The organism is Labilithrix sp., from assembly GCA_019637155.1.
Taxonomy (GTDB): domain Bacteria; phylum Myxococcota_A; class Polyangia; order Polyangiales; family Polyangiaceae; genus Labilithrix.
Window position 1 is genome coordinate 1 of record JAHBWE010000034.1, and the last position, 23,231, is coordinate 23,231.

General features: G+C 70.7%; 20 protein-coding genes. 13 read left to right on the forward strand and 7 right to left on the reverse strand.

What is annotated here, in order from left to right:
* Positions 1-732 (reverse strand): hypothetical protein (locus KF837_43430; GenBank protein ID MBX3234225.1); only part of this gene is annotated, 732 nt, incomplete at its 3' end.
* 160 nt (positions 733-892) lie between these two features.
* A complete protein-coding gene (locus KF837_43435) occupies positions 893-2,359 on the reverse strand; it encodes a hypothetical protein (GenBank protein MBX3234226.1) in 1,467 nt (488 codons plus the stop codon).
* Positions 2,360-2,441: 82 nt separating this feature from the next.
* Here KF837_43435 and KF837_43440 point away from each other — a divergent pair, with 82 nt between their 5' ends.
* The 6 genes from KF837_43440 to KF837_43465 all read left to right on the forward strand — a co-directional run bounded on the left by KF837_43440 (position 2,442) and on the right by KF837_43465 (position 10,107).
* Positions 2,442-2,912 carry a hypothetical protein gene (locus KF837_43440; protein ID MBX3234227.1) on the forward strand — a complete coding sequence of 157 codons (471 nt, stop codon included), beginning with the start codon at positions 2,442-2,444 and terminating at the stop codon, positions 2,910-2,912.
* A 21-nt stretch (positions 2,913-2,933) separates the two neighbouring features.
* On the forward strand, positions 2,934-4,496 hold the full coding sequence (locus KF837_43445) for an MBOAT family protein (protein MBX3234228.1): 1,563 nt from the start codon (positions 2,934-2,936) through the stop codon (positions 4,494-4,496).
* A gap of 4 nt (positions 4,497-4,500) precedes the next feature.
* Positions 4,501-5,007: a hypothetical protein gene (locus tag KF837_43450; protein ID MBX3234229.1), complete on the forward strand. Its 507-nt coding sequence runs from the start codon at positions 4,501-4,503 to the stop codon at positions 5,005-5,007.
* Complete coding sequence (locus KF837_43455) at positions 5,004-6,683, forward strand: hypothetical protein (protein ID MBX3234230.1); 1,680 nt, start codon at positions 5,004-5,006, stop codon at positions 6,681-6,683. The genes KF837_43450 and KF837_43455 overlap by 4 nt, the downstream gene beginning before the upstream one ends.
* 746 nt (positions 6,684-7,429) lie before the next feature.
* Positions 7,430-7,702: a hypothetical protein gene (locus KF837_43460; protein MBX3234231.1), complete on the forward strand. Its 273-nt coding sequence runs from the start codon at positions 7,430-7,432 to the stop codon at positions 7,700-7,702.
* 164 nt (positions 7,703-7,866) lie between these two features.
* A complete protein-coding gene (locus tag KF837_43465) occupies positions 7,867-10,107 on the forward strand; it encodes a bifunctional salicylyl-CoA 5-hydroxylase/oxidoreductase (GenBank protein ID MBX3234232.1) in 2,241 nt (746 codons plus the stop codon).
* Here the strand turns inward: KF837_43465 and KF837_43470 are convergent.
* Positions 10,088-10,687, reverse strand: coding sequence for a hypothetical protein (locus KF837_43470; protein ID MBX3234233.1), 600 nt, complete (start codon positions 10,685-10,687; stop codon positions 10,088-10,090). The genes KF837_43465 and KF837_43470 overlap by 20 nt on opposite strands.
* Positions 10,688-10,767: 80 nt before the next feature.
* Here KF837_43470 and egtB point away from each other — a divergent pair, with 80 nt between their 5' ends.
* The 4 genes from egtB to KF837_43490 are packed head-to-tail and all read left to right on the forward strand — an operon-like array spanning position 10,768 to position 15,806.
* Positions 10,768-11,997 carry an ergothioneine biosynthesis protein EgtB gene (gene egtB / locus KF837_43475; protein ID MBX3234234.1) on the forward strand — a complete coding sequence of 410 codons (1,230 nt, stop codon included), beginning with the start codon at positions 10,768-10,770 and terminating at the stop codon, positions 11,995-11,997.
* Positions 11,994-12,977, forward strand: a complete 984-nt coding sequence (gene egtD / locus KF837_43480) for an L-histidine N(alpha)-methyltransferase (GenBank protein ID MBX3234235.1) — start codon at positions 11,994-11,996, stop codon at positions 12,975-12,977. The genes egtB and egtD overlap by 4 nt, the downstream gene beginning before the upstream one ends.
* Before the next feature lie 4 nt (positions 12,978-12,981).
* Entirely contained in the window at positions 12,982-13,896 is a 915-nt protein-coding gene (gene gluQ, locus KF837_43485) for a tRNA glutamyl-Q(34) synthetase GluQRS (GenBank protein MBX3234236.1), read from the forward strand.
* Positions 13,897-13,955: 59 nt separating this feature from the next.
* A complete protein-coding gene (locus KF837_43490; protein MBX3234237.1) occupies positions 13,956-15,806 on the forward strand; it encodes an SUMF1/EgtB/PvdO family nonheme iron enzyme in 1,851 nt (616 codons plus the stop codon).
* Positions 15,807-15,854: 48 nt separating this feature from the next.
* Here the strand turns inward: KF837_43490 and KF837_43495 are convergent, their stop codons facing one another.
* From KF837_43495 to gpmI, 4 genes are read right to left on the reverse strand one after another with little or no spacing between them, the layout of a single operon-like run.
* A complete protein-coding gene (locus KF837_43495) occupies positions 15,855-17,015 on the reverse strand; it encodes a serine/threonine protein kinase (protein ID MBX3234238.1) in 1,161 nt (386 codons plus the stop codon).
* Positions 17,016-17,039: 24 nt separating this feature from the next.
* A complete protein-coding gene (locus KF837_43500) occupies positions 17,040-17,957 on the reverse strand; it encodes a LysM peptidoglycan-binding domain-containing protein (protein ID MBX3234239.1) in 918 nt (305 codons plus the stop codon).
* On the reverse strand, positions 17,954-19,363 hold the full coding sequence (locus KF837_43505) for a serine/threonine protein kinase (protein MBX3234240.1): 1,410 nt from the start codon (positions 19,361-19,363) through the stop codon (positions 17,954-17,956). The genes KF837_43500 and KF837_43505 overlap by 4 nt, the downstream gene beginning before the upstream one ends.
* Entirely contained in the window at positions 19,364-20,899 is a 1,536-nt protein-coding gene (gene gpmI, locus KF837_43510; GenBank protein ID MBX3234241.1) for a 2,3-bisphosphoglycerate-independent phosphoglycerate mutase, read from the reverse strand.
* A 57-nt stretch (positions 20,900-20,956) separates the two neighbouring features.
* Between gpmI and KF837_43515 the strand changes: the two genes are divergently transcribed.
* From KF837_43515 to KF837_43525, 3 genes are all read left to right on the forward strand, one after another.
* Positions 20,957-21,667, forward strand: a complete 711-nt coding sequence (locus KF837_43515) for a ribonuclease HI (GenBank protein MBX3234242.1) — start codon at positions 20,957-20,959, stop codon at positions 21,665-21,667.
* 78 nt (positions 21,668-21,745) lie between these two features.
* Positions 21,746-22,324, forward strand: coding sequence for an N-acetyltransferase (locus KF837_43520; GenBank protein ID MBX3234243.1), 579 nt, complete (start codon positions 21,746-21,748; stop codon positions 22,322-22,324).
* Between the two features lies 1 nt (position 22,325).
* Positions 22,326-23,165, forward strand: coding sequence for an SDR family oxidoreductase (locus tag KF837_43525; protein MBX3234244.1), 840 nt, complete (start codon positions 22,326-22,328; stop codon positions 23,163-23,165).
* Positions 23,166-23,231 lie beyond the last annotated feature (66 nt).

The following is a 23,231-nucleotide window of genomic DNA, read 5'->3' on the forward strand; positions in this document are numbered from 1 at the left end:
GGCGGGCGCAGCGGGCGTCGCCGGCGCAGCTGGCGTGACCGGAGCGGCGGGCCGGGCCGGAGCAGCGGGCGGGGGAGCGGCGGGCGTCACCGGCGCGGTGGGCGTGACCGGCGTCGTCGCCACACGCGGTGTGCTCGGCGATGCGAGGGCTTCGCGGCGGGCTGCGGCCTTTTCGGCCTCGAGGCGCTGGGTCGAGGCTGGGGCGGCCTCGACCTTCGTGATCTCTGGCTTCTCGTCGCCCTGTGGGCTCAGATCGGGGAGCTCCTCGTCCAGGAGGAGGTCCTCCTCCGTGAGGTTCTCGTCGACGATCTCGACCCAGCTCATCTCCACCTCTTGCGTCATGCGCCTAGGTGGAGGTGGCGGCTTGGTCGGCGGCGACGGGATGACAGGCATCGGCGGCAGCGTGTGCTTCGCGCCCGGCAACCGCGGAGGCCGCGGCGGGCGCGGGCGCGACACCGGCACCGCGCGATCGTCCAGCTCGGGCGGGACGTCGACCGCGACCGGAGCCGCGGGCGGCGTCGCCTCCTGCGAGACCTCCTCCGTGACTCCCTCCGCGACTCCCTGCGTGACGACCGGATCCGGGCGCGTCTCGAGCCACGCGACCTGCACTTCCATCGTCTGCCGCCGCGTCGGTGGCTTCGTCGCGCGCGTGTGCTTCGACTCCTGCATGTCCTCTTTCGGCGGAGGCCCGGTCGGGCGCGCCGAAGGACGATCGGGCGGGTCGGCCGGCATCGGACCCGAGACGATCGCACGCCCCGCTTCGCGTCTCAACGCTTCAACGCAGGGGCTGCGCCCCTGCACCCCGCTCGCTGGTCTCGCAGCCGCGCTGCGCGCGGCCGCCGCCAGCTTCGCTGGGGCGCCGCGCTGCGCTGGCGCGGGCGAGGGTTGGGTTTCAATTGGGGAGGGGCTTCGACGGATGAGGTGCGATCGCCCAGGCTTCGAAGCCGCTCGTGATGGCCTTGAAGAGGAGGTCGCCGAGGACCTCGCCGCCGGCGGGGGATGGGTGCGTGAGGTCGCTGCCCGCGAGGCCCTTCTTCACCCAGCGCGCCATCGAGCCTTCGCCGCCCATCGCCTCGTACGTGTTCCAGAACGCGACCCCCGCCTCCGCCGCCACCTTCTGCTGCGCGTCCACGAGCTTCTTGATCACGGGCTTCGTCCGCAGCTCTCCGTCCTTGCCCTTCTCGGCGCGATCGAGCGGCGCGACGACGAGCACGCTCGCGTTCGGCGCCGCGCCCTTCACCTTGTCGATCAAGCCGCGGAGCGTCCTCTCGTACTCCTCACGATCGGCCATCCCGCCCTCGCTCTCGTTCGTGCCGAAGTTGAGGATCACGAGCGCGGGATCGCGGAGGTCGAGCTGCTCCTTCCAGTGCGCGCCGTCCATCGCTCCCAGGAGCGCGCCTCGTCCTCCGTTCGCCCCGAGCGCGTCGTACACGACGCCCGGCACGTCGCGCTCGAGCGCGACGCCGAAGAGCCGCGGTGAGCCGGAGACCACCCGCAGCGTCATCTTGCTCTCGCCGTCGACGACCGAGAACGAGTGGACCCTCGACGTCTTCGCGTCGCCCTTCGTCGAGAACGTCTCCGTCTTGCCCTCGGCCTTCAGCTCGACGTCGCCGCCGTTCGGTGTCTCCATGTAATATACATCGAATCGGGAGACCTTCTTGCCGAACGTCTCGCCCTTCGAGGTGCCGTACCACGCGACCGCGCCGGGGGAGCCGACGAAGCTGACGCCGCCGACGCCGTAGGCGAGGTCGCGGTTGAACGGTCCGGTGATGCGGCTCGAGGTCCAGCCCTCCCCCGCCCCCTGGACGACGTCGTTGTGGAAGTACCAGTCCCACGCCTTCGCGACGAGGATGAAGCCGTGCCCCGCGTCGCCGTACTCGGCCTGCATCTTCCGGCGCATCGTCCCCGAGATGTAATCGCTCGTGATGACGCTGTCGCCGTAGTGCTCGATGCGCGTGACCGCCCCCGTCTCCTTGCGCTTCGTCTTCGCGAGCCGCGCGTAGAACGCGTCGAGGTGGTGGGTCGGGTCTTCGATCGCGAGCGAGCCCTTCGTCTTCGCGAGGTCGGCGGCGGACGGCGGCGCGAGGGCGGGCTTCTCCGGCAGCGCGTTCGTCACCGTGCCTTCGTTCTTCGAGGCCTCGAGCTTCGTCTCGCCCTGCGTCGGCGCCGGCGCAGGAGCCGCGCCCGCGCCCCCGCCCGCGCTCGAGGGCTCGGAGTCGATCTCGTTCGGCGGGGGCGACCACGGCGCGCGCGCGACGCGGAAGCGCTCGAGCTTCGGCGTCGCGTAGGGGATCGCGAGCAACACGAGCATCACGCCGACCGCAGCGGACGTCTTGCCGAGGAGCGGATGCGTCGTCACGACACCGTTCTAAGCGCCGGCGACGAAGGCCGCAAACTCTTGGCGCCGGCCGGCCCGCGCCGTGCTCTCCGACATGGGCACCATGGCCAACCTCACGAACACCGACGAACCGGAATGGATGGAGTCGAGCGACGCCGCGCCGATCGAGGCGCACCGCCCCGATCGGATCTCTCCCGCCATGGCCGGCGCGGTGGCCGGCGCGGTCGCCGGCGGGCTCGCGCTCGCGCTGGTCCACGCGATCGCGAGCGGCGGGCTCGCCGCTGCGATGGAGCGCGCCGCGGCCGTGCGCGGCGTCTCGTTCGAGGCGACCCTCGGCCTCGCCTACGCCACCGCTGCGGCGGCCGGTACGTTGACGGGCGGCCTCTTCGGCAACGTCACGCGGAACCTGCGAAAGTGGCCCGCCCTCGCGATCTGGAGCGTCGTGTACTTCACGAGCGCGGCGATCGTCTTCGTCCTCGCCACGCGCGCCACGCTCGCCGGTCCGATCGTCGCCGCGGGCGCGCTCTACGGGCTCCTCGTGTCCGTCTCCTTGCCCATTCGCCGCGCTCGCTGACATATACGGCTACGCGCTGTCGTGACAGCGCGCAGCCGCATGCTCTTCGCCAGCCCGACCTACGGCGTCTTCCTGCTCGTCACCTACGTGGTGTTCTGGGCGCTGCGTCGCCGGCCGTTCCTGCGGCCGCTCTTCTTGATGTTGGCGAGCTACGTCTTCTATTTCGTCGGCACCTTCGACGCGGCGAAGGAGCAAGACGTCCCGTTCGGCCCGCTCGGCTGGACCATCCTGTGCGTCGCGATCATCTTCTGCGGGAGCACGCTCGACTTCTGGATCGGCAAGACGCTCGACCGCACCGAGTCGCCGCGGAAGCGCAAGGCGCTCCTCCTCTGCTCGATCGTCTACTACCTGGGCGTCCTCTCCATCTTCAAGTACTTCAACTTCGCGACGGAGTCGGTCGCGACCGTGCTCGGCTGGGCCGGCGTGCACGTCGAGCCCGCGCACCTGCGGCTCGTCCTCCCGTTCGGGATCTCGTTCTTCACGTTCGAGACGATGAGCTACACGATCGACGTCTACCGCCGCGAGATCCCCGCCGCGACGCGCTACCTCGATTACCTCCTCTTCGTCTGCTTCTTCCCGCACCTCGTCGCGGGCCCGATCGTCCGGCCGAAGTCGATGCTCCCGCAGCTCGCGGCCGAGCCGGTCGCCTCCGACGCGATGAAGGCGGAGGGCCTCTTCCTCATCGCGACCGGGCTCCTCAAGAAGATCGTGATCGGCGACACGCTCGGCTTGAACCTCGTCAACCGCGTGTTCGACAACCCCGAGCGCTACTCGTCGCTCGAGACGCTCGTCGGCGTGTACGCGTACGCGATCAAGATCTACGCGGACTTCTCCGGCTACTCCGACGTCGCGATCGGGAGCGCGAAGCTGTTCGGCTACGAGCTCCCGCGCAACTTCGACGCGCCGTACACCTCGGCCGACCTCCAGGAGTTCTGGCGCCGCTGGCACATCTCGCTCTCGACCTGGCTCCGCGACTACCTCTACGTCACGCTCGGCGGCAACCGCGGCGGCACCTGGGCGACGTACCGGAACCTGCTCCTCACGATGGTGCTCGGCGGGCTGTGGCACGGCGCGTCCTGGAACTTCGTCATCTGGGGCGCGCTCCACGGCGGCGCCCTCGCCGTGAACCGCGCCTGGCAGCGGCGCCATCACGTGAAGCGACCGGTGGAGCCGATCGGCGCCGACATGGTCGCGAAGGCGACCGCCCTCGGCGGCGCCGAGATCCAGCGCGCGCCGGTGGTGTGGACGCCGCGGCGCGTGCTCTCCGTCTTCACGACGTTCCACTTCGTCTGCTTCGCGTGGATCTTCTTCCGCGCGCCCTCGTTCCTCCACGCGACCGCGCTCCTCTCCCGCTTCGGCAAGCTCTCGTTCGCGAGCCCGAACCTCTCCGCGCGCGTCGTCGGCGTCCTCGTGCTCGGGATGGTGACCCACTTCATCGGTCCCTCGCGCGCGTTCTCGAAGCTGAAGGACCTCTTCGTGCGAGCGCCGGCGGTGGCGCAGGGCGTCGCGCTCGCGGTCTGCGCGTGGGTGTTGCACTTCGCGGCTGCAGCCAAGGCCGAGCCGTTCATCTATGGTCAGTTCTGACCTCATGGCGATCGAAGCTCGTGATCGGCGCGCGCGGATCGGATTCGGGACCGCGAACGTGCTCGTGTCCCTCGCGGTGGCGGGCGGCGTGTTCCGGCTGCTCCCTACGCGGTGGTGGGTCGTCGACGGCGGCGCGGTGATCGTCTCGGCGCTCCTCCTCGCGTCCGGCGTGACGCTCCTCCGCAAGATGCCGATCGCGGAGACCTTGACGCGGGTCGCGGCCGCGATCGTGCTCGTGCTCGGCCTCGCGCTCGTGACCGCGATCTTCGGGACCGCGGGCTGGCTCAGCGGCGTCTACGGGCAGATCGGCGTCGGCGGCGCGATCGTCTTCGGCCTCGTCGGCGCGCTCGTGCTCCCGTACGTCGTCGTGCTCCCGGCGGTGGAGCTCGCGTGGCTCGGCCCGCGCGCCGCGAAGCCACCGGCGCCGGAGCCGGAGCCGGAACCGCCGGAGCCGCCGGCCGAGGAGGCGGAGCCCGAAGCGAGCTCGAAGAAGAAGCGGAAGAAGAAGTGAACCGCGCGACGCTGAAGCGGTTCTTCATCGGGTGGGCCGTCTTCCTCGTGGTCCTCCTGATCGGGATGCAGGAGTGGTCGGCGCTCGCGAAGCCGAGCGCGCCCGTGTACGTCGTCACGTCGTGGCAGCGCGGCAAGCGCATCGCGCGCGACGTGCGCACGGAGCCGGAGCCGGAGATGACGGGAGCGCCCAGCGGCGTCGACGTCGCGACCGAGGAGATCACCGGCGAGGGCCCGATCGTCATGAGCGGCGTACCGTTCGACGTGAACCTCGTGCCGGGACGCGACGGCGTGAAGGCGACGCTCGACGGCAAGACGGCGTACGCCACGGTCGACGATCTGCTGAGCGTGCAGGCCTACGACCGCGCGCACATCATCGTCGAGCAGGGGTTCGGCTGGGGCGTGAACCGCGCGCTCGTGCTCGACGTCCTCGGCGAGCAGCTCGGCGTGAAAGGTGACGAGCTCCTCGCGCGCGGATCGTTTCGCCGCGTGCGCTTCGAACGCAGGCCCTGGCGGCCGGCGCTCGCGCGCGACGCATCGAGGGCGCCGGACGCGCGCCCCCGCATCGAAGCGGCGACGCTGACGCGCGAGACGGTGCGCGACGCGCTGAAGGAAGCGGCGACGCACCTCGCGCGCAACGTCGACGGTCAAGGACGCTACCGCTACCTCATCGAGGCGGCGACGAACAACACGCTCCCCGGCTACAACTGGCCGCGTCACTCCGGCACCACGTTCTTCCTCGCGCAAGCCGCGGCGATCCTCGACGACGAGTTCGTGCGCCGGGCGTGCCTTCGCGCAGCCGGGCGGTTGCGCAACGAGATGACGCGGCTCTGCGGCGACCACGGGTGCATCACCGAGGACCAGCCGGTCGCGGAGGTGGGCTCGAGCGCGCTCGCGCTGATCGCGTTCACCGAGATCGTCCGCACGAAGGCGGACCGCTCGTATCGCGACGACATCGCGCGGCTCACCGCGTTCCTGCGCAGCCAGCAGCGACCCGACGGCGAGCTGATGCACTTCTACGATCGCGTGAAGAAGCAGCCGATCGACACGCAGGTCCTCTATTACAGCGGCGAGGCCGCGCTCGGGCTCGCGCGCGCGCACGCGGTCCGCGAGGATCCTCGCGACCTCGAGGCGGCGACGAAGCTGCTCGCGCGCATCTCGGGCGCGGGTTGGAGCTTCTTCGGGAGCCGCTACTACTACAGCGAAGAGCACTGGACCTGTCAGGCCGTCGCCGAGCTCTGGGACCGCGCGCCCAACCCGGACGCGCTCAGGTTCTGCTCGCGGTGGCACGAGTACCAGCGCCGCCTGCAGTACGACGCGAAGGACACGCCGTTCGACGCGGACGGCGCCTTCGGCTTCAGCCCGCTCGTGTCACCGCGCGTGACGCCGGCCGCGAGCCGCGGCGAGGCCGCCGGCGCGCTGCTCGCCGTGCTCCTCCAAGAGAAGCGCACCGCCGAGATCGCGGAGGTCGACCTCGAGCTCCGTCGCGCGCTCGCCTTCGTGCTCCGGCACCAGTTCCACCCCGGCCCCACCTACCTGTTCGCCGATCCTGTGGCAGTGCGCGGCGCCCTGCCAGGCAGCCCCGTCGACTGGCAGCTCCGCATCGACTACGCCCAACACGCCGGCAGCATGATGGCCCGCTGGCTCGAGCTAGACGCGCTCCAGAACCCCAAGTAACTGCCGCAAACAAACTGCCGCGTCGAGAAGGGCCCCGCGACCGCGGCCGCCACCCATGTGCCGCTTGGGGCGTCGAGAAGGGCCGTGGTCGCGGGGCGGGGGTGTCGGGGGCAGAGCCCCCGACCTTGAGTACCCAGGCCTCGAGATTGCACCTCAGACAAGAAGTGCGTCCGCCTACATCGGCTCCTCTAATTTCGCAAGAAAAGTGGTCGTGGTCGCGGTCAGGGCGTAACTTCAATAAAACCTGGGGACAAAATCCGGCCTACGGTCGCGGTTGTGTCCCGGAACTGAGGGGAATGCCGAACGATTCCTGCCCCACCGCGATGCAGCGCCCGAACCCGGGCGCGGCGGCTTCTCACGGTGGCAGCGCAGGCGCCGAGCTCGGCCGTACGCGGCGGGACCCGCGACGCTCCTACATGGGAGCTCTCCTCATCGTCGGGTTTCGCCCGACACCCACCCCGAAGAAACAGCCCTCGCGTTGTTCCCTTCGGGGCCCCGCATTGTGTGCAGGGGATTCGGCCGCGCCTCCCCGACGGGCAGCGGACGGATCACGAGTAGACGCTGCGAACGCTCCGGCGTCCTGCGTCGCGTCTTCGGCGTTCGTGCTCGCGGGTTCGCTCGCGGCAGGGACGCATGCAAACCGCGCGTGCTCCTCCTCACGGCGGAGCGCGCCTCTAGCCATCGTCGTTCGCGGCGATGCCACTGTTACGAACGGCCGCGAGTCCCGCGGCTCGAGAGGTAATGGGATGACCCCTGTTTCTGAACCCATCATCAAGTCCCTCGATGCGATCTCGCTCGAGGAGGCGCTCCAGTATCTGGAAACGGCAGAAGGTGACGAGCTCACGGCGGCGATCGCGCTCGCCAAGGATCGGAACCTCCTGGACGACCACGATGCGGGAGAGCCGGATGAGGCGGAGGTCCACCATGCTCTGTTCATGCTGCGTCGTGCACGCGGTCTGAACGCGCCCAGCTTCGATCTGATGCGCGTCCAGCTCCGCCGGCTCCTCGCCGCCGCCTGAGCAGGGTACTCGTACCCAACGTCGGGGGCTCTGCCCCCGACATCCCCGCCCCCCGAACACGGCCCGCTGTGGCGGCCGCGTTCGGGGGGCCCCTTCACGACGCAACGTTCTGTGTGTGGTAGAGCCTCTGGTCGAGAACGAGGCTCGGGATGAAAGTCGTCTGTATTGGGGGTGGGCCTGCGGGGCTCTATTTCGCGCTGCTCTACAAGAAGGCGCGGCCGGACGCGGACATCACGATCGTCGAGCGGAATCCGGAGGGGGTGACGTTCGGGTGGGGCGTCGTCTTCTCGGACGAGACGCTGTCGTATCTCGAGGACAACGATCGGCCGACCCACGAGCGCATCACGCAGAGCTTCGCGCACTGGACGGCGATCGACATCCACTACAAGGGCGCCTGCCTCCGCTCGGACGGACACGGGTTCTCCGGCATCGCGCGGAAGGAGCTGCTCGAGATCCTGCAGGACCGCTGCCGCGAGCTCGGCGTGACGCTGCGCTTCGGGACCGAGGTCGACGACTACACCCGATTCACCGAGGGCGCCGACCTCGTCGTCGCGTGCGACGGCGTGAAGTCGAAGATACGAGAACGCCACGCCGAGGCGTTCGTGCCGTCGATCGAGCTCCGGTCCGCGCGGTACATCTGGCTCGGGACGAAGAAGAAGTTCGACGCGTTCACGTTCTACTTCGAAGAAAACGATCATGGCATGTTCCAGGTGCATGCCTATCGCTTCGACGCGGACACGAGCACCTTCATCGTCGAGTGCGACGAGGCCTCCTTCTTCGCCGCCGGCCTCGACAAGGCCTCGACCGAGGAGAGCATCGCGTATTGCGAGAAGCTCTTCGCGCACCACCTGAAGGGCGAGCGGCTCTTGCCGAATCGCTCGACCTGGAACCAGTTCCCCACGATCAAGAACGAGCGCTGGAGCCACGGCAACGTCGTGCTCATGGGCGACGCCGCCCACACCGCGCACTTCTCGATCGGCTCGGGCACGAAGCTGGCGATGGAAGACTCGATCGCGCTCGTGAAGGCGCTCGTCGCGACCGACTCGATCTCCGGCGCGCTCGAGGCCTACGAGGTCGACCGCCGGCCGATCGTCGAGCGCACGCAGAAGGCGGCGCAGGACTCGCTGCTCTGGTTCGAGAACGTGAAGCGCTACCGCGAGCAGGACCCGACCCAGTTCGCGTTCAGCCTCCTCACCCGCAGCAAGCGGATCACGTACGAGAACCTGAAGCTGCGCGATCCGGGCTTCGCCGAGCACGTGCGCTCGTGGCACGAGGCGCGGACGCCGAGCGCGCCGAAGGACGCGCCGGCGATGTTCACGCCGTTTTCGCTGCGCGAGCTCGTGCTCCCGAACCGCGTCGTCGTCTCGCCGATGTGCATGTACTCGGCGGTGGACGGGCTCCCCAACGACTTCCATTTCACGCACTACCTCGCGCGTGCGCTCGGCGGCGCCGGCCTCGTGATGACGGAGATGACCGACGTCTCGCGCGAGGGCCGCATCTCCCCCGGCTGCGCGGGCATGTACCTCGACTCACACCTCGAGGCGTGGCGGCGCATCGTCCAGAACGTGCACGCCATGACGCCGGCGAAGATCGGGATGCAGCTCGGCCACGCCGGCCGCAAGGCGTCGACGAAGCTCGCGTGGGAGGGCAGCGACCGCCCGCTCGACGACGGCAACTGGCCAATCATCAGCGCGTCTCCGATTCCCTATTATCCCGAGAGCCAGGTCCCGCGCGAGATGGACCGCGGCGACATGGACGCGGTGAAAGCCGACTACGTCCGCGCGACGAAGATGGCAGACGACGCCGGCTTCGATTTGATCGAAGTCCACATGGCGCACGGCTACCTCCTCGCGAGCTTCCTCTCGCCGCTCACGAACGTCCGCAAAGACGAATACGGTGGGCCGATCGAAGATCGGATGCGCTACCCGCTCGAGGTCCTCGAGGCGGTCCGCGCGGCGTGGCCGAAGCACAAGCCGCTCAGCGTGCGCATCTCGGCGACGGACTGGATCGCGGGCGGCATCACCGACGCCGACGTGCTCGTGCTCGCGCGCGCGCTCTCGGAGCGCGGCACCGACGTGATCGACGTCTCCGCCGGCATGACGTCGCCGGAGGCGCGGCCGCGGTTCTACGGGCGCATGTACCAGGCGTACTGGTCGGACATGATCCGGAACGAGGTGAAGGTCCCCACCATCACGGTGGGCGGCATCTCGAGCGGCGATCAGATCAACACCCTCGTCCTCTCCGGCCGCGCCGACCTCTGCGCGCTCGCGCGGCCGCACCTCGCGAACCCGCACTTCACGCTCGGCGCCGCGATCGAGCAGGGATGGCGCGACGCGTTCGTGCCCAACCCCTACGGACTGGTCCGTCCCCTCGGTCCTGCGCCCGTCACGGCGAAGCCTGTTTGAGCTTCTCGTAGTCCTTCGCCGCGGCCTCCACCACCGCGAGATCGCGCGAGGCCTTCTCCGCGTCGGCGAGGAGCTCGGCGGTGAAGATCATGATCCCCCAGATGCCGTTGTCGCGGCGCTTGAACGGCCAGCGCGTGTTCTTCACCGTGACGACGCTCGCGCGATCGCCGTCCCGATCGACGTGCGCGACGCCGGAGAGGTCCTTGCGGAGGCGGCGTCCCCAGCCGCGCGTCCGGTAGAGGTGCGCGAAGACGTCGGCGCCGTCGGGAGCCTCCGCGAACGGCGCGTAGGCCTGCGCGAGCTCGTCCCGTTGCGGCGCCGGATAGCTCGCGAGCACGAGGTCGCGCGCCTTCTTGCGAACGTCGCGCAGCGTGTAACACGCCCAGATCGCCTCCTGCTCGATGTACGAGAAGAAGGCGCGCGGATCGTCGTCGCCGACGTGTCGCGCGACGCGCATGTACGCGCCCTCCGGCGTCGTGTCGGGAGGGTACGGCCGATAGAAGAGGACGAAGCCGGCGCCGATCACCGCGATCGCAGCGCCGCCGATCTTGAGCGCGGAACGTCGCGAGAGGTTTGTCATCTCGGATCGAGGATCGCAGCAAACCGTCGCATATGGTCACGAGGGTTGCCGTAGGGAAGAGGCGCGTTTATGGCTCGTCGATGCACCGGCGGATCGAAGACCTCGCCGGACTCGTAGCACGGGTCCTCACGACGAGGAGAGCGACGATCGCGCTGGCGGAGCCGCTCGAGCAGGAAGACTGGGTCGCCCAGTCGATGCCGGACGCGAGCCCGGTGAAGTGGCACCTCGCGCATACGACCTGGTTCTTCGAGCGCTTCGTGCTGGGCGCGCTCGGTTTCGAGCCGGTGGACCCCCGGAACGACTACCTCTTCAACTCGTACTACGAGAGCGTCGGCAAGCGGGTCGAGCGCGCGAAGCGAGGGCTCTTGACGCGCCCCACCGCGCGCGAGGTGCTCGCCTATCGCCGCACGATCGACGAGCGGCTCGCCGCCCTCGAAGGGTCGCCGCGCCTCGCCGAGGTCGGCGCCGCGCTCGAGCTCGGCCTTCACCACGAGGAGCAGCATCAGGAGCTCCTCCTCACCGACGTGAAACACCTCCTCTCCGAGAACCCGCTCGCGCCGGCGTACCGCCGCGGCCATTCGCCCGCGCCGCGCCCCGCGCCGCAGCTCGCGTGGCGCGACTTCGCGGGCGGCGTCGCCGAGATCGGCCACCGCGGCTCCGCGTTCTCGTTCGACAACGAGCGCCCGCGGCACAAGGTGTATCTTGCACCTTTCCGGATCGCGACGCGGCTCGTGACCGCGGGCGAGTACCGCGCGTTCGTCGCCAGCGGCGGGTATCGCAAGCCGGAGCTCTGGCTCTCGGAGGGCTGGGCGTGGATCCAGGCGGGCGCGCACGCCGCGCCGCTGTACTGGCGCGACGGCATGCACTTCACCCTCGACGGCGAGCGCGCGATCGACGACGCGGAGCCCGTCACGCACGTGACCTACTACGAGGCGGACGCGTTCGCGCGCTGGGCCGGGGCGCGCCTCCCGACCGAGGCGGAGTGGGAGCACGCCGCCGCCGACGCGACGCCGGGCGGCTTCGTCGAGGACGGGCACCTCCACCCGCGCGTGGCGGCGGAGGGCTTCACCCAGATGCTCGGCGACGCGTGGGAGTGGACCGCGAGCGCGTACGCGCCGTATCCCGGCTTCGCGCCGCTCGAGGGCGCCTTCGGCGAGTACAACGGCAAGTTCATGGTGAGCCAGATGGTGCTGCGCGGCGGCTCCTGCGCGACGCCGCGTGGCCACGCGCGCACCACGTACCGCAACTTCTTCCCGCCGAGCGCCGCCTGGCAGTTCAGCGGCATTCGATTGGCAAAGGACGGCGCATGACCCCTCTCGACGGCACCTCTTCCTGCTCCGCGCCGGCGGCCGAGCGCAATCCGTTCCTCGCCGACGCGCTCGCGGGCCTGCGCGCGCGGCCGAAGCGGCTCTCGCCGAAGTACTTCTACGACCTCGAGGGCTCGCGCCTCTTCGACGCGATCTGCGACCTGCCGGAGTACTACGTCACACGCACGGAGACGGCGATCCTCGAGCAGCGCGCGGCCGAGATCGCCGATCGCCTCGGGCCGTGCCGCATCGTGGAGCCGGGCGCGGGGAGCGGAACGAAGACGCGCATCCTCCTCGCCGCGCTCGGGCCCGATCGCTGCCGCGAGTACGTGCCGGTCGACATCGACGGCGAGCACCTCGCGCACGCGGCGGCGCAGCATCGCGCGGCGCTCCCGTGGCTCCGCGTCTCGCCGTACGCGGCGGACATCACGACCGCGCTGCCGTCGCGGAGCGAAGAGGGCACGCGCACGGTCGTGTTCTTCCCTGGCTCCACGATCGGCAACTTCGATCCGCCCGAGGCGGAGCAGCTCCTCCGCCGCTTCCGGCGCGCGGCGGGCGCGGACGGCCGCGTCGTGGTCGGGTTCGATCTGAAGAAGGATCCGTCCGTCCTCCACGCCGCCTACAACGACGCGCGCGGCGTGACGGCGGCGTTCAACCGCAACGTGCTCCGCCGCATGAACGACGAGCTCGGCGCCGACTTCGACCTCGCAGCCTTCCATCACTACGCGTTCTATGCGCCGGTGCCGGGACGGATCGAGATGCACCTCGTGAGCGCGCGCGCGCAGGAGGTCCGCCTCGGCGAGCACGTCATCGCGTTCGAGGACGGCGAGTCGATCTGCACCGAGCACTCGTACAAATACGACCTCGCCGGCGCGGAGCGGCTCGCGCGCGCGGCGGGCCTCCGCCTCGAAGGGCGCTGGCTCGACGCCGACCGCCGCTTCGCCGTGCTCTCGTTCGCGCCGGCGGACAACGTCGTATCCTGAGGGCATGATCGCGACGCGGTTCGCGCCATCGCCGACGGGAGACCTCCACGTCGGCGGCGCCTGGACCGCGCTCGCCTCGTGGGCCTACGCGCGCGCGCACGGCGGCAGGGTCGTCCTGCGCCTCGAGGACATCGACACGCCGCGCGTCGTGCGCGGCTCCGCGGAGCGCATCGCGGAGGACCTCGCCTGGCTGGGCCTCGACTGGGACGGCCCCACCATCGTGCAATCTACACGCATCCCGATCTACGAGGCCGCGCTCGCGCGCCTCCCCACCTATCCGTGCGACTGCTCACGCGCCGAGATCGCCCGCGCCGCGAGCGCGCCCCACGCCGGCGAGGAGACGCGGTACCCGGGCACGTGCCGCGACGCCGATCCGAAGCGGACGTTCAAGCGCGACCCCGCGATCCGACTGCGCGTGCCCGCGCGCGCGCGCGTCGCGTTCGACGACATGCTCCGCGGCCACGTCGAGGAGGACGTCGCGAAGTCGGTCGGCGACTTCGTGCTCCGCCGCGGCGACGGCGTGTTCGCCTACCAGCTCGTCGTCGCGGTCGACGACGCGGAGCAAGTGACGCACGTGCTCCGCGCCGACGACCTGCTCGCCTCCACCGCGCGCCAGCTCTTGCTGATGCAGCTCCTCGGCGCCGAGCGCGTCCCGGCGTACGGCCACTTGCCGCTCGTGGTCGCGAGCGACGGGGCGCGCCTCGCGAAGCGCACGCGCGGCGCGATCGTGCGCGAGCTCGATCGCGCGCCGGAGGAGATCGTCGGCGAGCTCGCGCGCGGCCTCGGCCTCACCACGCGCGAGGGCCCGCTCACCCCGCGCGAGGTCGCCGACTCGTTGACGGAGCCGCGCACGTGGCGGACGACGACTTGGCCGCTTCGGTCCGCCGTCGATCCAGGGAGAGAGCGCCCTACACCCTGATTTTTTCGGGGTTTTGGACACATTCCAGACAGGACGAAAAATTGCACTCCTGCTGTGCGATGAAGAACGCTCTGTTCGCGCTGCTCGCGCTCCTCGCGGTGACGACGGCGTGCTCGACCGATCCGACCGCGACCGACGACGACGGCAAGGAGGACGCGGGGAACACGCCTCCTCCCGCCGGCAACCCGAACGGCGCGGACGTCGGCGGCGGATGCAAGACGGAGAACGACTGCAAGAGCGGCATCTGCACCAACGGCGCCTGCCAGCCCGCGACGCCGCGCGACGGCACGCGCAACGGCGACGAGACCGACGTCGACTGCGGAGGAGCGATCGCGCCGAAGTGCACGGCGGGGAAGGGTTGCGCCGTGGGCTCGGACTGCACGTCCGGCGTCTGCACCGCGGACAAGTGCACGCCGGGATCGGCCGACGACGGGGTGAAGAACGGCGACGAGACCGACGTCGACTGCGGCGGCTCGTCGAGCCCGAAGTGCGCCGACGGCAAGACGTGCCTCGACGCGGCGGGCTGCGCGAACGCGATCTGCGAGGAGGGCAAGTGCAAGGCGGCCTCGCCCACCGACGGGGTGAAGAACGGCGACGAGTCGGACGTCGACTGCGGCGGCGACGTCGCGCCGAAATGCGCGGACGGCCTCGGCTGCAACGGGACCGGCGACTGCACGAGCGGCGTCTGCAAGGACGCCAAGTGCATCTCTCCGACCGCGAACGACGGCGTGAAGAACGGCACCGAGACGGACATCGACTGCGGCGGCATCGGGCCCGGCACCCCGCGCTGCGAGACGGGCAAGGCGTGCCTGCTCGGCCCCGACTGCGCGAGCCAGGTCTGCGCCGACGACACGAAGAAGTGCAGCGCGCCGACCGGCACCGACGGCGTCAAGAACGGCGACGAGAGCGACGTCGACTGCGGCGGCACCACCACCGGCGCGGCGCGCTGCGGGACGGGCAAGACCTGCAAGGGGCACGGCGACTGCGCCTCCGACGGCTGCGACTACAACGGCAAGTGCGCGCTCCGAAAGAGCTGCACGCGCCGGTTCGGCGGCGACACGTGCGGCGTGGGCGAGACCGGCGAAGGCGGCGTGCAGCACGAGAGCTGCTGCACGACGATCTCGTTCAACGCAGGCGGGGGAAACATCTCTCTCGACAAATACAGCATTACCGCTGGACGCATGCGCGCGTTCGTCGAGCGCACGAACGGCAACCTCCGCGCCGCGATGACCGGCGCGGGCGGCTTCCCGCAGGCCTGGCTCTCGTACCTCCCGCAGGACCTCGACCAGGCGAACGCGCGCATGGGCCCGGCGGAGGTGTTCGAGGAGTCGCCGCGCATCGCCGGCCAGCGCATCGTCGACGGCTGCTACATCGCCGGTCAGGGCGCGCGGACTTGGTGGGCGCCGGCGACGGCGGGCGATCCGACGAAGATGGGGCGCGATCAGCTCGACGAGAAGGCGCTCAACTGCGTCAACATCCCGATGCTCTACGCGCTCTGCGCCTGGGAAGGCGGCCGCCTGCCGACCTCCGCCGAGGTCCAGGCCGCGTGGCGCGGGACCAACAACCGGAGCTACCCGTGGGGGAACACGAGCGAGGACTCGCGCATGGTCCACGCGTTCAACTACTACTTCCCGTACGCGAACGCGGCCGGTCAGGCCTGCAACGTCGGCGGCAACTGCGACAACTCCGTGTTCATCGGCGCGCCGGGCCGCCGGCCGACCGGGTACGGACAGTTCGGTCACGCGGACCTCGCCGGCCTCGTCTTCGACTCGGTCTGGGACGGCGACTACCTCGGTAAGTGGATCTGGACCGGCTCGTGGGAGGATCACGACCCGTCCGTCGGCGGCGCCGTGACGGACCAGCGCGTACGCCCGCGCTACTGGGCGACCGGCGGTCGCTGCGTGCGCTGAGGGGTGGGCTTGCTTGTTCGAGAGGGAGAGGGATCCCTCGAAGGGCGGTCAGCTTCGTAGCGCGAGCCAGGAGCCGGCGGCGATGCTCAGGACGACGACGACGACCCAGAGCGCGATCCAGGCCTTGTTCGACGCCGGCTCGGGCGAGGGGCGCGAGGACACGCGCGGCGAAGGTGACGTGATCGGCGGCGACGGGCGCGAAGGGAGCGCGGCCTTCGGGATCTCGGAGTCGCCGAGGAGGGTCGCGGCGTTCGGATCGACGGGCGGCGCGGAGGTCGCCGGGATCGTCGCCGCGAAGGCGTCCGTGCCGGTCGGGGCGTTCGAGAACGCGCTCGGGCGCACCGCGTGCACGTCGTCGGGCGCTTGGCGCGCGTGCTGGATCGCGGCCGAGAGCGCGGTCGCGGACGTGTAGCGCAGGTTCGGATCGCGCGCGAGCGCGTGGAGCGTGACCGCCTCGAGCGCGGGCGTGATGCGGTCCTTCGCGCCGGCGCGCTTCGACGGCGGGACGAGGTCGCCGGTGAGGTGCGCGGTGAGGACGCCGAGCGGGGTCGTGCCGGTGAAGGGCGCCTCGCACGCGATGAGCTCGTAGAGCATGACGCCCGCGGCGTAGACGTCGCAGCGCGCGTCGAGCTCGTCGCCGCGCGCTTGCTCCGGGGACATGTACTCCGGCGTCCCGAACAACATGTTGTGCGCGGTGAGGTTCGTCGTGCCGGTGCCGGTGCCGGTCACGATCTTCGACATCCCGAAGTCGCCGACGATGACCTTGCCGTCCTTGTCGAGGAGCACGTTCGCCGGCTTGAGGTCGCGATGGATGACGCCTTGCTTGTGCGCGGACGCGAGGGCTTCGAGCACCTCGCGGAGGACGTCGAGCGCGCGATCGACCGGGAGCGGACCGCGGGCGAGGACCTTCTCCAGCGACTCGCCCTCGATCTTGGGCATCGCGATGTAGAGGAGGCTCGTCTCCGGCGTCTCGCCCGGGGTCTCGCCGAAGTCGAGGATCGTGCAGACGTGCGGGCCCTCGAGGCGACGGAGGATGGCGGCCTCGCGCTGGAAGCGGCCGCGGATCTGCTTGTCGCCCGCGAGCGCCTCGTGCATCACCTTGAGCGCGACGGACGCGCCGTCGGCGGTGCGGACCGCGTCGTAGACGATGCCCGTCCCGCCCTCGCCGAGGACGCCGCGGACTTCGTATTTGTCGGCGATGACGCGCACGGCGGCGAGTCTACAAGAATCGCCTCAGCGCTGTCCGCAGGCCGCGCGGACCTTCGGCGACACCGTCCGGGGCTCGAGGCGGACGTCGCCGTTCGGGACGTTCGCGCGCCACGCCGCGCAGGCGGCGCTCGCGGCCCCGGGCGCGTCGAGCGCGACGTAGGCCTCGAGGAGCGCGCGATGGATCGTGGCGAGCTGCGGTCGCGTGAGCTCGCCCGAGCCGAGGAGCTTGTTGCCCTTCGCGACCGCGTCGACGTAGCGGCCGCTGCGGATGTCGGCGAGGAGCGGCGGGATGTCGGCCTCGGCCTGCTTCTGCGCCTGGTACGGCTTGCCGCCGCCTTCGGTGCGCGTGCGCTCCGCCGCGGCGCGGGCCGCCTTCTTCCCCTCCTCCGTCAGCGAGATGTCGGCGAGCGGCACGAGGACGACGTCGCCGCGCGCGATCTTCTTCGGGTTCTTCTCGTCGCCGCCGTTGTAGATCGCGATCGTCCACGACTTGTTCGGATCGCCGTAGTACCGCTGCGAGATCGCGGTGAGCGTCTCGTTCTCCCCCGCGAGGTGCGCGACGACGGCGGGGACGATGATCTCCCGATGCTCCACCGGGGGCGTCCACGCCATCGTGAGGTTCGCGCGCGCGAGGACGTCGGCGCGCTTGCCGTCGCCGAGGTACGTCTTCGACAGCGTGAACCAGGTCTCGCCCTGCTCCACGCGGTGGTACATCGGCGCGGGGATCTCGAGCGGCTGCCCCGCGACGATCGGGCTGCCGCCGTGCGCGTCGAGGCGGTTCGCGCCGACGATCGCGGCCTCGTAGCGCGGGGTGCCGTAGAAGCGGATCGCGAGCTGGGCGAGGGTCTCGCCCTGCGCGACGACGTGCGTGAACGCGCCGGCGTGCGAGGGGGCTAGGAGGAGCGCCGCCGCCACGGCGACGACGAGGTGCTTCGGCTTCATGGCGCTTGCGCGTCCTTTCCCGCGTCGCCCGCGGCGAGGTCCATCGTCACGTCGAGCATCACCGTCTCTCCCGTCGCGATCGTGATCTCACGCTCGATCGGCGCCGCCTCGGGGTGCGTGAGCGTGACCCAGTGCCTCCCCGGCGCGAGCGCGATCGGGCGCGCGAAAGGTGTGGTCTCCACGAGCTGCCCGTCGACCTTCACGTACGCCCACGGCGTCGCGACGACGCGGAGGCCGCCCGCGCCCTCGAGCGACGCCGGCGGCGCGGCGGCGCCGGCGGCGCGCACCTCGCGGCTGCGCTGCGTCCCTTCGTTCGCGTAGACCGCGAGCGCGAAGGCGGCGGTGACGGCGACGAAGCCGGCGAGCGCGGGCACCGAGCGGCGCGGCGGCCGCGACTTCGACGGCTTCGGCTTCGACGCGACGGCGGAGACGGGCGCGGCCTCGGCCGACGCCGGCTCTGGGGGGGCGGGATCGGGCGTGGCGAGACCGGCCGCGACGAGGGCGGAGCGCACGATCGCGCTCGGGTCCTCGCGCGTCTCGGAGCGGAGCGCGGCCTCGAGGCGCTCCTTCACCGCGGAGGCAGAAGGGTAGCGATCGTTCGGCGACTTCTCGAGGAGCCGCATCACGATGCGCTCGACCGCGCGCGGCACGTCGCGCGCGGTCGAGCGCAGGTTCGGCGCCGCCTCGCGACGGATCCGCTGCGTCGCGCCCTTCGTGTCGTCGCCGAAGGGCCGCGCGCCGCTCAGCATCTGGTAGAGCACGACGCCGAGGGAGAAGAGGTCGCTCCGCCCGTCCACGAAGTCGCCGAGGATCTGCTCCGGCGACATATAGGCCGGCGTGCCGTACGCGTCCTTGAGCTGCTCCGGCGCCATGCGGCCCGTCGCGGTGATGCCCTCCGGGATGCCGGCGTCGCTCACGCTCCCGAGGCGCGGGCGCTGCGCGATGCCGAAGTCGATGAGCTTCACCGTCCCGGCCTTGGAGAGGAGGACGTTCCCGGGCTTCACGTCGCGATGCACGACGCCGCGGGAGTGCACGTGCTCGAGCGCCGCGCAGACGCCGCACGCGATCGCGAGCGCGACGGCGACGGGGATCTTCTTCTTCGCCTTCGCCTCGAGCTCCTGGAGCGACGCGCCCTCGACGTGCTCGAGGACGAGGAACGGCCGCCCCGACTCCGTGCGCCCCGACTCGAGGAGCAACACGACGTTGGGGTGGACGAGATCGGCGAGGACCTTCGCCTCGCGCTCGAGCTGCTCGCCGAACGACGAGGTCGCGGCGATCTGCGTCTTCAGCGCCTTGACCGCGACGACGCGACCGAGCGGCTCCTGCACCGCGCGGTAAATCGTGGAGAGAGAGCCCGTCCCGATCGTCTCGGTCGTGCGGTAGGAGCCGAAGCGGAGGTCGGACACTTATTTGGCAAACAGGGAGTGCCCTGTCATCGCGGCCGGGATCGGGATTCCCATCAGCTCGAGCATCGTCGGCGCGACGTCGCAGATGCGGCCGCCGCTGCGGATCTTGCGCCCGGCGCCGGCGTCGTCGACGTAAACGAGCGGCACCGGATTCAGCGTGTGCGCGGTGTGCGGGGCGCCGGTGGCGGGGTCCTTCATCAATTCGCAATTGCCGTGATCGGCGGTGATGAAGAGCGCGCCGCCCTTCGCGCGCACCGCGTCGGCGATGCGCCCGATGCCCGCGTCCACCGCCTCCACCGCGGTGATCGCGGCGTCGAGGTTGCCGGTGTGACCGACCATGTCCGGGTTCGCGAAATTGACGACGACGAAGTCGAATCCGTCGCTCTCGATCGCTTTGACGACCGCGTCGGCGACGCCGGCGGCGCCCATTTCGGGCTTGAGGTCGTAGGTCGCGACGTCCTTCGGTGAAGGGATCATCGTGCGCTCTTCGCCGTGGAACGGCTCTTCGCGGCCGCCGTTGAAGAAATACGTCACGTGCGCGTACTTCTCTGTCTCGGCACACCGAAACTGGGTCAATCCCGCTTTGGCGATCACCTCCGGAAAGATGTCGGGGTACGTCTCTTTCGGAAACGCGATCGGCAATCCGAGCTTCGAGTCGTACGTCGTCATGCAAGCGTAGACCCGAAAGGGCGGCTTGGCCTCGCGCGTGAAGGCGGTGAAGCCCTCCGTCGCGAGCGCCCGCGTCAGCTCGCGCGCGCGGTCGGGGCGGAAGTTGAAATGCAGCGCCGCGTCTCGCGCCGTGTCGACGCCGGTGTATCCGTCCACCACGAACGGCTCGACGAACTCGTCCGTCTTGCCCGCGGCGATGCTCGCCTTCGTTCCTTCGATCGCGCTCGGCTGCTTCGGCGCGTTCGCGTGCACGATCGCCTCGTACGCGCGCTCGACGCGCTCCCAGCGGTTGTCGCGGTCCATGGCCCAGTAGCGGCCGGACACGGTGCCGATGCGGCCCTTGCCCTTCAGCATGCCTTCGAGCGTCTCGAGGTAGCCGGGCGCGGTGCCGGGGAGCACGTCGCGGCCGTCGAGGAACGCGTGGACGACGACGTCGACCCCGAGCTCGTGCGCGGCGTCGATGAGCGCGCCGAGGTGCGTGATGTGGCTGTGCACGCCGCCGTCGGAGACGAGGCCCATGAGGTGGAGCTTGCCGCCGGCCGCCTTCGCCTTGTCGATCGTGCCGCGGATGACCTCGTTCTTGGCGAACGAGTGGTCCACGACCGCGTTGTCGATCCGCATGATGTCCATCAGCGCGATGCGCCCCGCGCCGAAGTTGAGGTGCCCGACCTCGCTGTTGCCCATCTGCCCCGGCGGGAGCCCGACGTCGGGGCCGCTCGTGCCGATGAGGCCGTGCGGGTACTTCGCGTAGAGGGCGTCGAGCGCGGGGGTCTTCGCCATCCGCACCGCGTTCGCGTCGACCTCGGCGCGTTCGCCGAGACCGTCGAGGATCATGAGGACAACGGGCCGAGGACGCTTTGCCGCCATGGCCCGACTGTACCACCGGCTTGTGCTCTCCCAGCGGGTGGCGTAGCACCGCATCCCGTGCCCTGGATCAAAGCGGTGCTGCGCGGGCAGCAGGTGCTCGCGCGGGTGAAGGCGGACGGCACGTTCGACGCGCAGGGCGGACGCGTCGAGATCCGGTACCGGCCCACCGACGCGCGGGCCTACCGCGCGGGGGTCGGGAACCTCGAGCGCGTCGCGGGCGCGGAGGTCCTCGCGGACGACGCCGTCGTCGCGGGCGAAGCGGCTCCGACGAAGGAGGAGCGCTCCGCCGCGCGCAAGGCCGACGCGGCGAAGAAGGCGCTCGCGCCGGACGCGGTCCCGAAGGACGCGTGGAAGGTCTACGCCGACGGCGCGTGCTCGGGGAACCCGGGGCCGGCGGGCCTCGGCATCGTGCTCGTCGCGCCGGACGGCAAGGTCCACGAGGGCTTCGAGTACCTCGGCGAAGCGACGAACAACGTCGCGGAGCTCACCGCGATCCTGCGCGCGGCGGAGCTCGCGCCGCCCGGCGCGACCGCGGTCGTGCACACCGACTCGCAGTACTCGATCGGCGTGCTCACGAAGGGCTGGAAGGCGAAGGCGAACCAGGAGCTCATCGCGAACGTGAAGACGGCCCTCGCCGCGCGGAAGACGTGGCGCATCGTCTACGTGCCCGGCCACGCGGGGGTGCCGCTGAACGAGCGCGCCGACGAGCTCGCGCGCGAGGCGGTCTCGAGCCGCCGAAACCGCCTCCCGACCATTCCCGCGGTCTGACGGCCGCGCGCGGCGGCTCGGCCGCGCGTGGCGGACGCAAAAAGCGGCGAGCGCTGCTATGCTGCGCGGCCATATTCCATGGCCATCCGCGTGCACGAGAGCTCCGTCGTCTCCCCCTCCGCGCAGATCGGGGACGGCACCCAGATCTGGCTGTTTTGTCAGGTGCGCGAGGGCGTCCGCATCGGCAAGGGCTGCATCTTCGGCAAGGGCGTCTACGTCGACTCCGGGGTCGTCGTCGGCGACAACGTGAAGATCCAGAACAACGCGTCGCTCTACGCGGGGGTGACGATCGAGGACGGCGTCTTCGTCGGACCGCACGTGTGCTTCACGAACGACAAGGTGCCGCGCGCGGTGAACGCGGACATGACGCTGAAGGCGGCCGACGACTGGCACATCACGCCGACGCTCGTGAAGGCGGGCGCCGCGCTCGGCGCAAACTCCACCATCGTGTGCGGCGTCACCGTCGGCAGGTGGGCGATGGTCGCGTCGGGCAGCGTGGTGACGAAGGACGTGCCCGATCACTCCCTCGTGATGGGCAACCCGGCGCGCCACGCCGGCTGGGTGTGCGCGTGCGGCAAGCGCGTGACGGTGGGCGAGCCGTGCGGCGCGTGCGGGCGCGTCCTCGTCCAAGAAGACGGCGTCGTGCGGGTGCGCTGAGATGGCGTCGATCTTCCGGAAGGGGCTCTTCGACGGTCACGTCGCGATCGTCACCGGCGGCGGTAGCGGCATCGGCTACGCGACCGCGCGCTCGCTCGGCGAGCTCGGCGCGAAGGTCGCCATCTGCGGGCGCAACGTGGACAAGCTCGCCGCCGCGGCGGCCCGGCTGGAGGCGCGCGGCGTCGCGGTGCTGCACGCGGCGTGCGACATCCGCGAGCCCGCGAGCATCGAGGCGTTCGTCGCGCGGGTGGGTGACGAGCTCGGCGCGGCCGACATCCTCGTGAACAACGCGGGCGGACAGTTCCCCACGACCGCGGAGCAGGTGTCGACGCGCGGCTGGGAGGCGGTCGTCCGCAACAACCTGAACGGCACGTTCTTCATGACGCAGGCGGTGGCGCAGAAGCACCTCATCCCGAAGAAGCGGGGCCGCATCGTGAACGTCATCGCGAACATCGCGCGCGGGTTCCCCGGCATGGTGCACACCGGCGCCGCGCGCGCGGGCGTCGAGAACATGACGAAGACGCTCGCGGTGGAGTGGGCGCAGCACAACGTGCAGGTCAACGCCGTCGCGCCGGGCATCATCCGCACGAGCGGGACCGACCAGTACCCGCCCGAGTTGGTGGAGATGAGCCGCAAGAAGACGCCGATGAAGCGCCTCGGCAACGCAGGTGAGGTGGCGGAGCTCATCGTGTACCTCGCGAGCGACGCGGCGTTCTTCGTGACCGGCGAGTGCTGGTACATCGACGGCGGCGCGCACCTCTGGGGCGACAACTGGACGATCCCGGACGACGACCCGCCGCCCCCACCGGCCATCATCGCCGAGCTCGGCACGACCGACTGAGGACGCGTGACCGACGGCGCAAACAACGACGCCCCCTCGCCCCCCGCGCCCCCCCAAGACGCAGCG